This is a genomic window from Bacillus sp. YKCMOAS1, from assembly GCF_030268125.1.
Classification (GTDB): Bacteria; Bacillota; Bacilli; order Bacillales; family Bacillaceae; genus Bacillus; species Bacillus safensis.
On the sequence record NZ_BSEI01000002.1, the window covers coordinates 162,860 to 177,348 of the forward strand.

Below are 14,489 nucleotides of genomic sequence, written 5' to 3' on the forward strand. Positions count from 1 at the left end.
CTCTTCATGTAGAGGATGCTTAGGAGGAAAAGTGTATGAGTTTGCAGAAAAAGATCAGCCAAGAGTTGCATGTGCAGCCCTCAATTGACCCAAAGCAGGAGATCGAAAAACGGGTTGGATTTCTAAAGGAATACTTGAAAACAACTGGGGCAAAAGGATTTGTACTCGGCATTAGCGGCGGGCAGGATTCAACGCTTGCCGGACGTCTTGCACAGCTTGCTGTCAGTGAGCTTCGTCAAGAAGGAAAAGAGGATGCAGTCTTTATTGCGGTACGCCTCCCGCATGGTGTGCAGCAGGATGAAGATGATGCACAGCTTGCTCTATCATTTATTCAGCCAGACAAGTCTTGGAAATATGATATTGCACCTGCCGTATCAGCATTCAGTGATCAATATCAAAAGGAAACAGGCGGCCCATTGTCTGACTTTAATAAAGGGAATGTCAAAGCACGCATGAGAATGATCGCGCAATATGCTGTCGGCGGTGAGGAAGGATTGCTTGTCATCGGTACAGATCATGCAGCTGAGGCAGTAACCGGCTTCTTCACGAAGTATGGTGATGGCGGTGCAGATGTTCTTCCGCTCACAGGTCTGACAAAACGCCAAGGCCGGACGTTACTTGAAGCGCTAGAAGCACCGGAACGCCTGTACTTAAAGAAACCAACAGCCGATTTGCTGGACGACAAACCTCAGCAAACGGATGAAACAGAACTCGGCATTACGTACAATGAAATTGATGATTACCTAGAAGGCAAACCAGTGTCAGATCAAGCAGCAGAAGCGATTGAAAAGCGCTATGTTCAATCAGAGCATAAACGCCAAGTACCCGCTTCCATGTTTGATGACTGGTGGAAATAAAAAAGAGACCTCTCCAGATGGAGAGGTTTTTTATGTCGAATTTCAAGTGGATTTGACAAAATAACCAAAATTTCATTAAATTAGTAGAACGATATACTTAAGTCCATTTCACTAAATATCGGTTTTTTTGATCAAAAAAAGCAAGCATAATTAGTTCGATTCACTTAATTTCATTTCTATTGACAGTATTTTCAGAAAAAATGATTGACGAAGAAAAAGAATGCGCTTACAATGAAACCACATTCCGAAAAGTGAAATTAGATTCCACTGAATGGAATAAAGGGGTGGTTCACCTCCAAATAAGAAGCTAAAGGAATGATGGACACAATGAAAAATCGAAGTGCACTGGAAATTTACAAAGAGGGAGGCGCTTGGTGGGAGACTGAGATTAGTCATATTCAAAAAAATTCAATTGAACTTCGAGGATATCCGATTGAAGAACTGATTGGTGAATTGTCGTATCCACAAATGCTCTATTTACTGCTTGTTGGTGAATTATTGGATGATTCAAAAGCAGCTCTTTTTGAAAGTGTTCTTGTCGCAGGTGCGGATCATGGACCAAGGGCGCCATCTATTGCAGCAGCCAGAATGGCCGTGACTTGCGGCATTTCGTTTAATTCCTCTGTTGCAACAGGGGTGAATCTATTAGGTGACATTCATGGCGGAGCCGGAGAGAAGGCCATGCGTATGTTATACGAAGCCAAAGTGATCTACGATGATCAAAAGGATGTACAGTCTGCGGCAAAGCAAGTGTGCCAAACATGGTTAACTCGCAAGGAAAAAATCCCAGGAATCGGACATCAGCTTCATGATGATGATCCGAGGGTGAGACGTCTATATGAGCTGAGTCACACATATGTACAGCAAGGTGTTATCAGCGGGACATATTTACGGTTAGCCGAAGCGATTAGACATGAGCTTGAACAGCTGAAAGGGAAGAAAATCACGATGAATATAGATGGTGTATCTGCTGCCATCCAATGTGAATTAAACATTCCGGCAGAAGCAGCAAAAGGCATTTTTTCCTTATCCAGAGGAATGGGCATCGTGGCGCATGCATATGAGGAGCTGACAAAGGGAGCCCTCGTGAAGGGACCTTGTCCGAATGAAGAAAGATTGGTTCGTTATGCAGGGCATGGAACGCGGCACTTGAAGGAGGGAGAAAAAATTTGAGTGGTTTAAAAGCGTTGTCATATATAAACGGCGAGTGGCTGAATACCGATCGTGTCAAAACTGATATCATCAATCCTTACTCAGGAGAAATAATCGGTACATCCTATCTCGCCTCATCAGAAGACATAGAACAGGCACTTTCTAGTGCGCAGCATGCTAAAAAACAAATAGCGGGAATATCGGCAATCGAACGCTCAAAGCTTCTAACAAAAGCAGCCACCTTACTTGAAGAACAAAAAGACCATTTTGCAGAACTGATTTCGCTAGAACTAGGCAAACCACTTAAAAATACAAGAGATGAAGTTTCGCGATCAATCGAGACGCTGGCGCAATCGGCGGAAGAAGCGAATCGATTAATAGGTGAGACCATTCCTGGCAATGTATCATCGCGTGGACAGGGAGCAATGGCCATGACATTTAAAGTACCAGTCGGAGTTGTGCTGGCGATTACTCCTTTTAATGCACCGCTCAACTTAATTTGTCACAAAGTCGGTCCGGCCTTTGCGGGAGGGAATGTCATAATTTTGAAGCCCGCACCGCAAACATCAGCTGTTGCCACAGCGTTTGTCAAACTTCTTCTCGAAGCAGGGTTTCCTGAGGCTGGTTTGCAGCTTGTGATTGGCGGGGTCGAGGCTGGGAAACAGTTAGTCACTGATGAAAGAACGAATCTCATCTCTTTTACCGGCGGGGCTGCCGGAGGCGAACATATTACAACCTCTGCGGGATTAAAAAAGGTACTGCTCGAACTTGGAGGGAATGGCGCGACGATTGTTCATCACGATGCAGATATTGAACAAGCCGCATCCCTTTGTGCCAAAACAGGCTTTAGTAATTCCGGTCAAAGCTGTATTTCTGTTCAAAGAATTTATGTCCACCAGCAAATCATGCCGACGTTTACTGAGGTATTAAAACAAAAAGTAGAGCAGCTTGTCGTTGGAGATCCGCTGTCTAGTGAGAGTGATATCGGCTGTATGGTTGATGTCCAGGCCGCGCAGCGTGTTGAGGCATGGATACAAGAGGCAGAGAGTATGGGGGCTGAGCTTTTATATGGGGGAAAAAGAAAAGGAGCGAGCATCACGCCAGCTATTTTGTTAAACCCTCCGAAACAGGCCAAGGTTGTCTGTGAGGAAGTGTTCGGCCCAGTTGTCAGCGTTCTCCCTTATGAGGAGCTGGAGGAGGCAATCAAAGAAGCAAACGATAGTCGATATGGGTTGCAGGCAGGGATCTTTACGAATCAGCTGGATGTGGCATTACACGCAGCAAAAGAGCTTGAAACCGGCGGTGTTGTCATCAATGGGACATCGAATTTTAGACTGGATCATTGGCCTTATGGTGGGATTAAGCGAAGTGGTCTTGGAAGAGAAGGTCCGCGTTTCGCCATCGAGGAGATGACCGAAACCAAAATGGTCGTGCTCCCAAATGGTCTGTGAAAGGAGCGTAGGGATGTGAATGCATTTCAGCAAAAAGTAAAAAGTGTGCAGACAGGCGGTCAGCCAATGATTTGTACGCCGCTCATCGGACAAACAAAGGAAGAATTGTTTCATGAGGTCGAGGTGTTAACAGAGAAGAAGCCTGATGTGATCGAGTGGCGGGCAGATTTTTTTCATCACCTTCATGACAAGGAACAAGTGATAGAAACCCTTAAGGGAATGGTAGAAAAGGCAAAGGGCATCCCATTTTTATTCACCATTCGCTCTGAAAAGGAGGGCGGTGAAAGTATATCACTCTCAGAAACTGAGAAGGTTTCTTTGCTTGCTAAGCTTTGTTCCACTCAGCTTGTGAACGCTGTTGATTATGAATTGATGCAGGATGTGACACATATACAGCAAGTCAGTCAGGCGGCTAAAAGAAATGGCGTCACCTTGATTGTGTCGTATCACGATTTCCATCGCACCCCTGAGATAGATCGTCTCGTGCAGCTACTCGTCAATGCAGAATCAGTCGGCGCCGACATCGCAAAGATCGCAGTGATGCCGCATTCCTATGACGATGCATTAACACTGCTCTCAGCGACCAGCCATGCGAAAAAGCAGCTGTCAATTCCCGTGATTTCGATGGCAATGGGGGAATACGGGGCTTTTACAAGAATGGTTGGCGGACTTTTTGGATCTGTCATGACCTTTGCTGTAGGGAAAGAAAGCTCAGCTCCTGGGCAAGTGGCGATACAGGATTTGAACAATGTTCTATCTATTGTGTTTTCAAAGAATAAGTGAGTAGCAGATTCAAGCTGCACCGTGAGAGGAGAGAAACATGAAGAAGAATATTTCTACACAGGTTATTCAGTACTTAGAAAATCGGGGAGTCGAGCATATTTTCGGTCTATGCGGTCATACGAATATTGCTTTTTTATCAGCGCTTGAAAAAAGCTCGATTCAATTTGTAAATGTCAGACATGAACAGATAGCAGCACATGCAGCAGATGGTTATGCGCGAGCAAAGAAACAGACGGCTGTTGTTCTCAGTCATCTAGGTCCTGGACTCACCAATGCGGCAACAGGGGTAGCGAATGCAGCACTTGATTCCATTCCGATGGTTGTCATTGCAGGAGATGTCCCAAGTCATTACTATGGAAAGCACCCACATCAAGAGATTAATCTTCATTCCGATGCCTCTCAATACGAAATTTACCGGCCGTTTGTGAAAAGAGCATGGCGAGTCGATATTCCAGAATTGTTTCCAGAGATTTTATCAAAAGCATTTCAGTTAGCTGAAAGCGGCCGTCCTGGCCCGGTGCTTATTTCTGTTCCAATGGACGTGTTCTCAAAAGACCTAGATGTGTCCCTGTTTGAACAAATGAACCATCATACACACACCATTGAAAAACCTTCTATTGATGATCAAACGGCCAATCGGATATTAGACCGATTGCTGCAGGCAGAAAGGCCGCTCTTATATGTAGGGGGAGGCATTTTGTTAGCTGATGCAGCTGAAGAATTAAAGGCATTTTCTGACCATCTAAGTATCCCTGTTGCTCATTCTTTGATGGGGAAAGGAGCTATGCCGGATGATCACCCAATGACCCTTGGAATGACGGGGTTTTGGGGGACAAAATTTATTAATGATCAGTGTAAAGAGGCGGACTATATATTGGCTTTAGGGACCCGTTTTGCTGAAGCTGATGCGAGCTCGTGGGAATCGGAGTATACGTTCAATTTCCAATCAACCAAGCTCATTCATATTGACATTGATCCGAATGAAATTGGCCGGAACTACCCTGTTGAAATTGGAGCGGTAGCCGATCTCAAGCAGGCACTGACCGTACTCAATCGCGTGGCGAAAGAAAGGCTGCCAGAAGGTATCGATCGCCCTGAACTGAAAAAGGACATTGCGGCATATCGTGAGGAATTTCAAAAGAGCAATTTGACGAATATTCAAGACGAGTCTTTCCCAATGAAACCGCAGCGTATTTTGCAGGAAGTGCGGGAAGTGTTGCCGCCAGATGCTTTCATTACAACAGATGTTGGCTGGAATAAAAATGGGGTAGGACAGCAATTTCCTGTATTGACTCCTGGGACCATTTTAACGCCAGGTGGTTTTGCGACGATGGGATTTGGCGCTCCCGCTGCACTTGGAGCAAAGATTGCCCAGCCTGACCGTGTCGTAGTGTCACTTGTTGGAGACGGCGGATTTGGTCAAAATCCATCCGTTCTTGCAACAGCCGTTGAAGAAAACATTCCTGTTGTGTGGATTGTGATGAATAACAGTGCGTTTGGCACAATAGCCGGCTTGCAAATGGCGCACTATGAAACAACGTACGGCACTGTTTTTAGAAAAGGTGGAGAAAGCTATTCTCCGGATTTTGCTGCCATTGCGAGAGGTTATGGAATGAAGGGGATTAAAATCACTTCTGCGTCTGAATTCAAAGAAGCTTTGGCTGAAGCCATTGCCTCTCAGGAGCCTTGCGTCATTGATGTAGCGATGAAAAATGATCCTGTTCCTACGGATGGACATTGGAATATTAATGACATTTATTCACCAAATACAAAACGCTCACATGTCAGTGTGAACTAAACATTACTAGGGAGGAATCAACAATGAAAATTAAAGTATTGAATCCGTTTCAAGATGGGAACCCATTATGGTTAGGCTTAGATCGTCCAGAGGAGCAAATGATTCGAAAGGTATTTCAAACGATTACACCAGATACCGTTGGATCAGAACATATGATGGCGGGTCTCACCATTTTTGAACCAGGGGAAGCAAGTTCAGTGCACAATCACCCGGGTTCAGAGGAATTTGATTTTGTGATTAAAGGGTCCGGCGAAGTCATTTGTGATGGAGAAAGGCAGCCCTTTAAACAAAATGATTTTATGTTCATTCCTGACGGTGTCAAGCACCAGCATGTGAATACAGGCGATGAACCTTTATGGCTCATTTGGCTCTACACGCCGCAAGGGCAGCTTCCGAAGGATTAAAAACCTGCACCGGTGAGCCCTGCTTTTGAATCATCAGGGCCTTACGGGTCAATCAGAAAGATGAAAAGGGCTAAATTAGAAATGATTTTAGCCCTTCATCACTTGAATGAAAGGGAGTCAAGCAATGAATATGAATACACCGCTCGAAGGAATAAAAATATTAGACGTCTCTACAATGATCGCTGCACCCTATGGCGCGGTGCTTCTAGGGGATTTTGGAGCAGAAGTCATCAAAGTCGAGATTCCTGGTAAAGGCGATACGCTGCGGCATGTCGGCCCTTTTGCAGATGGGGAACCACTTAGATGGTCAGGTCTCTCACGGAATAAGAAATCCCTTACACTGGATCTGCACAAAGACGAAGCAAAAGACATTTTTAAAAAGCTTGCAGCTCAGGTCGATGTACTGATCGAAAATTTCCGTCCTGGAACACTCGAAAAATGGGGCGTTGGGTACGATGTGTTAAAAGAAATCAACCCTCGTTTAATTATGATTCGTGTATCGGGTTATGGTCAAACGGGCCCGTTTAAGGACAAGGCCGGATTTGGAACGCCAGCGACGGCGTTTAGCGGCTTTACATATATTCAAGGGTTTCCAGACCGGCATCCAGTCAGCCCTTCATTTTCTCTAACTGATTATATTGCTGGCATCTATGTGGCATTTGCTACTGTGACAGCGATGTATTACAGGGATACACATCCAGAAGGAACGGGGCAAATGGTGGATTTGGCCCTCTATGAATCTGTGTTTCGTATGTTAGAGTTTTTGGTTGCAGAATATGACAAGCTTGGGAAGGTGCGTGAGCGTTCACCGGGGCTAAGCGGTCATTCAAGCCCTGCTGGTACCTATGAGACAAAGGATGGGCATTATTTGGTTCTTGTAACAAGTACAGATTCGACCTTCAATCGATTGGCTGAGGCGATGAATCGATTAGATTTATTAGAGAATGAAAAATTCGCGGTTAATGCATCCAGGCTGAAGCATAACAAAGAAATGGATGCGATTGTTTCGCAATGGATCGCGTCGAAAACAAGGGATGACGTATTAGAAATTCTAGATACTCATGGTGTCCCTGTGAGCCCGATCTTAAGTATTCGGGATATTTTTGAACATCCACAATTTAAAGCAAGAGAGAATATCGTCGAAGTGCATCACCCTCGACTTGGAAAAGTGAAGGTGCCTGGGATCATTCCGAAGTTTGAAAAAACACCTGGAAGTATCCGTCACATTGCACCTGATTTAGGCGAACATAATTATGAGATTTTAACAAATATGCTTGGCTTAACAGAAGAAGAGTGTAAGCAGTTAGAAGAAAAAGGGGTTATTTAAGACGTTCAACAGAACCGCACGCTGCGGAAACAAAGGAGGATGGTTATGAAAGTGCATTCAGAACTGAAGGGGAATGAATTGCAGCCCGCATATGTGAAACCAACGAAAGCCCGTTTTGGCATATTGATTCTGTTGTTTTTTATTACCGCTATTAATTATATTGATCGAGCCAGTGTGTCCATTGTTGCGCCTGCTATTCAATCTTCATTGCAATTAAATCCTGCTTTATTAGGTCTGATTTTTTCGGCATTTAGCTGGACATATACAGCGATGCAAATTCCAGGCGGTTTTATTCTCGATAAATTTGGCTCAAAGGTAACGTATGGGATATCACTCGTTACTTGGTCTATTTTTACAGGCTTACAAGCGTTTGCGAACAGCTTTGCCTTTTTATTTGGCTGCCGTTTGTTTATTGGGATTACAGAATCTCCCGCATTTCCTGCAAATAATCGTATTGTCACTACATGGTTTCCAAGGCGGGAACGGGCTTTTGCAACAGGAGTATACACAGCTGGAGAGTATGTGGGTCTTGCATTTGCGACACCTCTTCTTTTTTGGATCATGACGACTTTCGATTGGAGAACCGTCTTTATTACGGCAGGTGCGCTCGGTATCATATTTGCTTTCTTTTGGTACAAGTATTATCACGAACCGAAAGAGCATCCGAAGATAAATGAAGATGAGTTAGAATTAATCCGGCAAGGCGAAGGGCTGACCGTCGCATCACAGGAGAAGCTGAAATGGGCAGACTTTGCCGCGCTTCTGAAATATCGTAAATTGATCGGGCTCTATATTGGCCAATTCTCTGTTGCGTCTACACTTTTTTTCTTTTTAACATGGTTTCCGACCTATTTAGCAGAGGCGAAAAACATGGCGTTTCTCAAGGTAGGTTTTGCTGCTTCTCTTCCTTATATTGCTGCATTCTTTGGGGTCTTGTTTGGAGGTTATGTGTCTGATTGGCTGCTTAAAAAGGGCGTATCAGTGAATGTAGCGAGAAAGCTGCCGGTAGTGGTTGGCTTGCTGATGACGAGTACCATTGTTTTAGCAAACTTTACAACGAATATCCCGCTTGTGCTGACCATTTTATCCATCGCTTCATTTGCGCAAGGGCTGTCTAATATCTCTTGGACGATGCTGTCCGAGGTGGCACCGAGGGAAATGGTTGGGCTTGCTGGCGGCGTATTTAACTTTTTTGCTAATTTAGCTGGGATCATCACTCCGCTGATTATCGGATTCATCGTGTCGGCGACAGGCTCTTACAACGGGGGAATTTTATTCGTCAGTTTAGTCGCATTAGGCGGGGCATTGTCGTACATTTTCATCGTAGGTAAAATTGAACGTATTCAATTGAAACCGTAGTGGGAAAGCAAAAGAGAACTCAAATCAAGACGAGTTCTCTTTTTTTATGAATAAAAAATAACGGTGATAACTGTTGCACATGCGATACCCATGCTGATATAAAAGCCAGCAAACCAAATATTCCACCGAGTGATACGGTAAGGGTTGACCTTCATCAAATCTGCCAATAAGGAGACAGAAACATTAAAAGGGCTAAACATAACAGTTGATGTGCCAGCAACGATCAGCATGATAGCAATGGGAAGAGCAGGCAGTTCATGAATGACAGGTGTCATCATGCTGACTAATAAAGCAAGCGAGACGAGCGGGTGAAAACCGCAAAGAGCGGTGATCAGAAAATACAACCCGATGACACAATAAACCCAAATGGCATGGTCTGCTATACTAACAATAAATGCTTGAATCGGCTGCATACTGTTTGTGGCAAGCAGCATATCGACAAAGAAGCCGGCACTTAAAAATAGACACATATAGTTGGAGAGCTGATTGGTTCTTTCTTTCCAATGAGGCACAGAGACCGCTATATATTGTTTTCTTTTTTTGATAACAGATGAGAATAATAGAGCAAATGGAATAATCGTCAGTACCACAGCGAATAAATAGCCTTTTCCAATCCATGCATCGACAAGTGAGACGGCTGTCATAAAACTCAGCAGCATGAAAGCGAGCTGAAGGGTTTTTCGCTTAATTCGATGAGGGTTGGAGTTTGTTTGTGCTGACTGAATGATGTTTGGTAATCGTTTGCTTTGCCGAGAAAAAAGCATCCAATCTACCGCCAGCACCACGATCATTAAACCAAAAGTAATGGGTGCAATTTGATAATATTTTAGTTTGGTTGCATCAATGGTGACGCTGACTAGCACTTCAACAGGACTCCAGCTTAAACATAATGCATATGACCTTAAGAGGTTGCGTGTATAAAGATGTTGCTGCACCTGTTTTTTTAGGGATTCCAGCGACGGTTTGAGTGATGTATATAGTAAGGGGATCGTCGCGATATTTAAAAACATGCCAAGAATATGAGTGACAAATGAACTCTTGCGATAAAGCTGGTTTGGACTCGTTGTATGCAGTGTGAGCAGTTTATTTAATTGTGTATCGAAATGTCCAACATGTATGAGAGAATGAATAAAAGGCAGCATGAAAAACAAAGAAAGCAAGCCTAGCATGGAATGAAAGTGAAGAACAAACGTATGCAATGGCTGGCCGGACAAGAAGAATAAGAACAAACCAATGATGAGAAACACAGCACCTGTTTTCAAATAAAGCCCACTTGCTTTCTTAAAAGAAATGGTGAGCGAGATAGCGGCCAGCAGACCAACAAAGTAGGAGAGTATGGGAGCAGGAAATAGTTGATGAACAATATATAAGCTAATCAGAAGTGTAAAAACGACCAGGTACATTCAAATATCTCCTCCATCAAACATTTTCAATTGATTTTATTCCGTCTAGTAGAATTTGTTTTCTTTTAGTGGAACATTTAAAATGGATTATAGCAAAATCGATCGTTTATGTCGATAAGAAATCAAAGGGGAAAAGGAGAAAGTGAACATGGCTGATAAGAAGTCAAAAGAAGAATCAGGACTGCGTACGGTTCAGCGCGCTTTGGATATTCTTTCTTGTTTTAGTGAAGAACGTCAAGAGCTGACGCTAACGGATATTTCAAAAGAGATGAATTTAGCAATGTCTACGACAACGAGACTGCTCAAGGCACTTGAAATGAATCATTTTGTGGAAAAGAATCAAGAAACAATGAAATACCGATTGGGTCAAAGGCTTTATCTTCTCGGATACATTGCAGGGAAGTCCATTCAATTGAGAGAACTGGCTAAACCACTCATGTACGCACTTCGTGATGAAACAAAGGAAACCGTCAACCTGTATGTACTCGATTCAACAAGCAGGGTTTGTATTGAACAAGCGGAAGGGCTGCAATCGATTCGGCATCTTGTCAAGATTGGTGAGAAGCTGCCATTATACGCAGGTGCAGGCGGAAAGGTATTATTGGCATTTCAAAGTGAAGAATTTCAACAAAAAGTATTTGCGGCTGAGGTTGATCATGTGATGGGAGACGACTGGAAAAAGGAACGTAAACATATTCTTGACACGTATACTTCTTGCAGTATCGATGAACGAGAGGTAGGATCTGCGGCAGTAGCGGCACCAATCTTTAATATTCATGGGGAAGTGAAAGCTTGTTTATCCATATCTGGTCCAACCCATCGGTTTACTGAAGAAGTCATTCCCCAGTTGCAGCAAAAAGTGAAAGAACAAGCACAGAGGCTCTCTGAACAGCTCGGCTACGTCGTTAAACACAATTTTTAAGATGGTCTATCTTTTCGCGCTCCATTTATCATATAATAGAAACATTATGTAGCATTCCTTGTCGTAGGGAGGACGTGTCACGACCATGAAAATCAATAGAGAAATTCCTGTAAGACAGCGGAATATTGTCCTCATTGGCTTTATGGGTGTTGGAAAAACAACCATTGGGCAGTTGGTTGCCAAAAAGCTATATAGAGATTTTATTGATGTCGATCAGGAGATTGAGAAAAAGTACAACATGACGATTCCAGAGATGTTTCAACAAAAAGGAGAAGCATTCTTCAGGCAGGCTGAAAAGGATTATATCGTCGATTTATGTGAACATACACAGCTCAAGATCGTTTCCCTTGGAGGCGGTGCATTCAAACAGGAAGAAATCAAACGCGCCTGCTTGAAGCATTGTACCGTTCTTTTCCTTGATCTGTCTTGGGAGAATTGGAAGCAGCGGCTGGATATTTTAATTGAAAACCGTCCTGTTCTTCACAACCGGACGCTTGATGAGATGAAAGAGCTGTTTGAAGAACGCCGGGAAATTTATTCTCTTCATAACTCCAGAGTGGAAACAGATCATTTAGAGGCTGAGGAAGTCGCCAATTATATTGTGGACACACTCAAGCTTGGCTGGGATTTATATTCGAAATAAAAAAAGTCTACCGTTTAGGGTAGACTTTTTTCTATTGATTCCTTTCCCTTTTGCACATATGATGATGTTTTGACAATCAAAATATTTTTATCCTTTATTTGGTGTATGGCCGTTCGGAAAAAGCGGTGATCCTACTTCAATCAGTTCATGATGATGAGGTTTTTGATATAGATCTTTTTCTTTTTTGAAAAAATAAAATAGTATCTAAAATTCCATAATAGTTTTTTGAATTATTATAATATTAAAAAAACAGTGTTGACATCTTTGCTGATGACATTCTATGATTGTTTACGTAAACGCTTACCGTAAACGTTTACTATAATCGAATGGGGAGGAATTTGTTGATGAAAAATAAAGAAAAATGGAGCGGTGTATTCCCGGCAGTCTTAATTCCTTTTAAAGATGACTATTCAATTGATGAACCTGCTTTTCGTAAGCTTGTTCGCTGGGTGGCGGAGCACGAAGGGATTAACGGGATTGTTGTCAATGGACATACTGGCGAGATTATGACTTTGCTGCCACATGAACGAGCTGAGGCTGTGCGCATTGCAGCCGACGAATTAAAGGGAGAGGTACCTGTCATTTCTGGGGTTTCAGCTGAAGGGACAATTGAAGCGATCCAGCATGCAAAAGCAGTTCAAGAAGCTGGCGGAGAAGGTATTCTTCTCATGCCGCCGCATTCATGGCTGAGATTCGGTATGCAGCCTGAATCACCTGTCCAATTCTTTAAAGATGTTGCAGAAGCAATTGACATTTCAATCATCGTCCATCAATATCCAACATGGACAAAAACCTCTTATACAACCAGTCAATTATTAGAAATGTCCGAGATTCCAAACGTTGTCTCATTTAAAATCGGTCAAAGAGACATGGCGCAATATGAAGTCGATGTGCGCGCACTAAAAAAGCATGCACCAGATGTATCGTTGCTCACATGTCACGATGAATATTTATTGCCAACATTAGTTCAAGGGATTGATGGGGCGCTTGTCGGTTTCGGCTGTTTTGTGCCGGATTTGATCGCTGAACTTGTCAAATGTGTGGAAGAACAAGACCTTGCAGCGGCTAATAAAGTGTACGATAGAATCTTTGAATTAAAGCATGCTGTGTATAAAATGGATGAACCTTCCTCTACCTCTCATCTGCGAATGAAGGAAGCAATGTTCCAGAGAGGTTTGATCAGCAGTTCGCTTGCGAGGAAGCCGGTATTACCTTTAACTCAAAAGGAAAAAGAAGAGATTCGTCAGGGCCTTCAAAGTGTTGGTTTGCTTAAGGAAAACGTCAGTAGATAACAGACCATTGATTTCATGATGAAGGTGAGTCAGGTTATAATAGAGTATAAAACAACAGACTCCCGGAGGTATGAAATGTGTCAGTAAGTATTAAAGATGTCGCATTGAAAGCAGGAGTATCTATAGCTTCTGTTTCCCGAGTATTAAGTGGTAAACCAGGAGTAGGTGCTCAAACGGCTGAAAGAATCAAACAAGTGATTGATGAGTTAGGCTACCGTCCTAATTTAGGAGCGAGAGGGCTCGTTAAAAGAAAGACTGGGAATATCGCTGTAGTGGTTCCCCGCGGTTCATATATTTTGAATAATCCATTTTTTTCAACGATTTTAGATGGAATAGCGAAGGAATTAGATGAGACCGAATTCAATATGCTGATGTCATTTACATCTGTACAACAGCAGCGATTACTTGAGACGCAGGCTGTAGATGGTGCCATTTTATTTTCTCCAAGAAATGAAGAATTGAGCATGGATTGGTTAAAAAGTTTGGCTATTCCCATTATCGTTGTCGGAAGTTACTTAGAGGATTCTCCATTTCCATGTGTCAGGCCAGATGATGAAGAAGGTGTTTGTCAATCTGTAACGGCTTTATTTGATAAAGGTCATCGAACCATTGGGCTGGTCAATGGTCCAATGAGTTCGATGCATAGTGTGAGGTATTACAAGGGGTACGAGCGTACACTGAAAAGTTTAGGATTAACAATGAACAAAGAGCTTGTGTTTGAGTTAGATGAATTTGATGGGGGAAAAGTAGTAGAAGTGGTTTCTCAATTTCTTCAAGGAAACCAGCACATGACTGGAGTTGTTTGCTCTTCAGATTTTTTGGCGATGGGGGTCATGAAAGCGGCAGATAACGCAAATGTGTCAATACCTCATGATTTGTCTGTCGTTGGTGCTGATGATGTGCCTATTGCAAGTTTTCTAACCCCTTCTTTATCTTCTGTTCATGTTGATTTAGTTGGAATGGGAAGAAAAGCTGTTTCTTTACTAACACAGTTATTGGAAGGAGAACAGTTAGAAGCGATGGAGCATATCTTCCCTATGTATTATATAGATCGTGGCACCACTGGAACGCCAAAAAAGAATTGATAGATGCTGAAAA

The 14,489-nt window shown here is 43.0% G+C and carries 13 protein-coding genes; 12 read left to right on the forward strand and 1 reads right to left on the reverse strand.

Translation table 11 applies throughout. The annotated features are described in order from the left end of the window. Positions 1–35 precede the first annotated feature (35 nt). The 8 genes from nadE to QSJ46_RS05910 all read left to right on the forward strand — a co-directional run bounded on the left by nadE (position 36) and on the right by QSJ46_RS05910 (position 9,131). Positions 36–857: an ammonia-dependent NAD(+) synthetase gene (nadE, locus tag QSJ46_RS05875; RefSeq protein ID WP_285604439.1), complete on the forward strand. Its 822-nt coding sequence runs from the start codon at positions 36–38 to the stop codon at positions 855–857. Positions 858–1,172: 315 nt separating this feature from the next. Further along, positions 1,173–2,030 (forward strand): citryl-CoA lyase, encoded by an 858-nt coding sequence (locus tag QSJ46_RS05880; protein ID WP_080967121.1) that lies wholly within the window; start codon positions 1,173–1,175, stop codon positions 2,028–2,030. Continuing rightward, entirely contained in the window at positions 2,027–3,460 is a 1,434-nt protein-coding gene (locus tag QSJ46_RS05885; RefSeq protein WP_285604440.1) for an aldehyde dehydrogenase family protein, read from the forward strand. The genes QSJ46_RS05880 and QSJ46_RS05885 overlap by 4 nt, the downstream gene beginning before the upstream one ends. Before the next feature lie 66 nt (positions 3,461–3,526). Further along, a complete protein-coding gene (gene aroD / locus QSJ46_RS05890) occupies positions 3,527–4,243 on the forward strand; it encodes a type I 3-dehydroquinate dehydratase (RefSeq protein WP_332840662.1) in 717 nt (238 codons plus the stop codon). 37 nt (positions 4,244–4,280) lie between these two features. Next, positions 4,281–6,041, forward strand: a complete 1,761-nt coding sequence (locus QSJ46_RS05895; protein WP_039176343.1) for a thiamine pyrophosphate-binding protein — start codon at positions 4,281–4,283, stop codon at positions 6,039–6,041. Between the two features lie 23 nt (positions 6,042–6,064). After that, on the forward strand, positions 6,065–6,445 hold the full coding sequence (locus QSJ46_RS05900; RefSeq protein WP_285604442.1) for a cupin domain-containing protein: 381 nt from the start codon (positions 6,065–6,067) through the stop codon (positions 6,443–6,445). A 124-nt stretch (positions 6,446–6,569) separates the two neighbouring features. Further along, entirely contained in the window at positions 6,570–7,772 is a 1,203-nt protein-coding gene (locus tag QSJ46_RS05905) for a CaiB/BaiF CoA transferase family protein (RefSeq protein ID WP_081378194.1), read from the forward strand. A 45-nt stretch (positions 7,773–7,817) separates the two neighbouring features. Beyond that, entirely contained in the window at positions 7,818–9,131 is a 1,314-nt protein-coding gene (locus QSJ46_RS05910) for an MFS transporter (protein ID WP_039176349.1), read from the forward strand. A gap of 44 nt (positions 9,132–9,175) precedes the next feature. On the opposite strand, the gene QSJ46_RS05915 is transcribed toward QSJ46_RS05910, so the two are convergent. Further along, complete coding sequence (locus tag QSJ46_RS05915) at positions 9,176–10,534, reverse strand: hypothetical protein (protein ID WP_285604443.1); 1,359 nt, start codon at positions 10,532–10,534, stop codon at positions 9,176–9,178. 148 nt (positions 10,535–10,682) lie between these two features. On the opposite strand from QSJ46_RS05915, the gene QSJ46_RS05920 reads away from it, so the two are divergent. The 4 genes from QSJ46_RS05920 (at position 10,683) to QSJ46_RS05935 (ending at position 14,476) form a co-directional block, all read left to right on the forward strand. Further along, complete coding sequence (locus tag QSJ46_RS05920; protein WP_285604444.1) at positions 10,683–11,456, forward strand: IclR family transcriptional regulator; 774 nt, start codon at positions 10,683–10,685, stop codon at positions 11,454–11,456. Between the two features lie 85 nt (positions 11,457–11,541). Continuing rightward, positions 11,542–12,099 carry a shikimate kinase gene (locus QSJ46_RS05925; RefSeq protein WP_003214270.1) on the forward strand — a complete coding sequence of 186 codons (558 nt, stop codon included), beginning with the start codon at positions 11,542–11,544 and terminating at the stop codon, positions 12,097–12,099. A 344-nt stretch (positions 12,100–12,443) separates the two neighbouring features. Then, the gene (locus QSJ46_RS05930; protein WP_075612341.1) at positions 12,444–13,391 is read left to right on the forward strand and encodes a dihydrodipicolinate synthase family protein; all 948 of its coding nucleotides are present in this window, start codon (positions 12,444–12,446) and stop codon (positions 13,389–13,391) included. A gap of 77 nt (positions 13,392–13,468) precedes the next feature. Beyond that, on the forward strand, positions 13,469–14,476 hold the full coding sequence (locus QSJ46_RS05935) for a LacI family DNA-binding transcriptional regulator (protein ID WP_039176360.1): 1,008 nt from the start codon (positions 13,469–13,471) through the stop codon (positions 14,474–14,476). Positions 14,477–14,489: the final 13 nt, after the last annotated feature.

Bases quoted from the DNA above. Each gene is read 5' to 3' on its own strand.
- nadE (WP_285604439.1), top strand. From the start codon at position 36: ATGAGTTTGCAGAAAAAGATCAGCCAAGAGTTGCATGTGCAGCCCTCA.
- QSJ46_RS05880 (WP_080967121.1), top strand. From the start codon at position 1,173: ATGATGGACACAATGAAAAATCGAAGTGCACTGGAAATTTACAAAGAG.
- aroD (WP_332840662.1), top strand. From the start codon at position 3,527: ATGATTTGTACGCCGCTCATCGGACAAACAAAGGAAGAATTGTTTCAT.
- QSJ46_RS05895 (WP_039176343.1), top strand. From the start codon at position 4,281: ATGAAGAAGAATATTTCTACACAGGTTATTCAGTACTTAGAAAATCGG.
- QSJ46_RS05900 (WP_285604442.1), top strand. From the start codon at position 6,065: ATGAAAATTAAAGTATTGAATCCGTTTCAAGATGGGAACCCATTATGG.
- QSJ46_RS05905 (WP_081378194.1), top strand. From the start codon at position 6,570: ATGAATATGAATACACCGCTCGAAGGAATAAAAATATTAGACGTCTCT.
- QSJ46_RS05910 (WP_039176349.1), top strand. From the start codon at position 7,818: ATGAAAGTGCATTCAGAACTGAAGGGGAATGAATTGCAGCCCGCATAT.
- QSJ46_RS05915 (WP_285604443.1), bottom strand. From the start codon at position 10,534: ATGTACCTGGTCGTTTTTACACTTCTGATTAGCTTATATATTGTTCAT.
- QSJ46_RS05920 (WP_285604444.1), top strand. From the start codon at position 10,683: ATGGCTGATAAGAAGTCAAAAGAAGAATCAGGACTGCGTACGGTTCAG.
- QSJ46_RS05925 (WP_003214270.1), top strand. From the start codon at position 11,542: ATGAAAATCAATAGAGAAATTCCTGTAAGACAGCGGAATATTGTCCTC.
- QSJ46_RS05930 (WP_075612341.1), top strand. From the start codon at position 12,444: ATGAAAAATAAAGAAAAATGGAGCGGTGTATTCCCGGCAGTCTTAATT.